Source organism: Vibrio sp. 970, from assembly GCF_033339075.1.
This window is the reverse complement of record NZ_JAWOTW010000584.1, coordinates 1-584: the sequence shown is the minus strand read 5'-3', so window position 1 is coordinate 584 and position 584 is coordinate 1. Positions and strand designations below refer to the sequence as shown.

Annotated in this window: 1 protein-coding gene; it reads left to right on the top strand. The window is 47.8% G+C overall.

The genetic code is table 11. The annotated features are described in order from the left end of the window. A partial coding sequence (locus R7Q11_RS28020; protein WP_225467212.1) for a heme ABC transporter permease occupies window positions 1-584 on the top strand: 584 nt, incomplete at both ends.

Here is a 584-nt window from a genome sequence, read left to right as displayed (position 1 = left end):
CTTACCGTTTGAGTGGTAAGTTCTTACCTTGGTTTTCTGTATTGGCCCTCGTATGCCTAGCGGTAGGTACCGTTTGGGGACTGGCGTTTGCGCCTTCTGATTACCAACAAGGTGACAGTTTCCGAATTATTTATATTCATGTTCCATCTGCTATTTGGTCTATGGGCGTGTACATGTCGATGGCGATTGCTGCCTTTATCGGTTTGGTTTGGCAAGTTCGCTTATCAGATATGGCAGCTCTTGCGATGGCTCCGATCGGCGCAGTATTCACCTTTATTGCTCTTCTGACCGGTGCCGTTTGGGGCAAACCGATGTGGGGCACTTGGTGGGTATGGGATGCTCGTCTTACTTCTGAACTTATTCTTCTGTTCCTTTACCTTGGTGTGATAGCACTTTACCACGCGTTTGATGACCAAAAAACGGCTGCAAAAGCAGCGGGTATTTTGGCGATTGTTGGCGTAGTGAACCTGCCAATCATCCACTTCTCTGTTGAGTGGTGGAACACGCTTCACCAAGGCGCAACAATTACGAAATTCGAACAACCTTCAATTTCATCCGACATGCTTTGGCCACTGTTGCTGAAC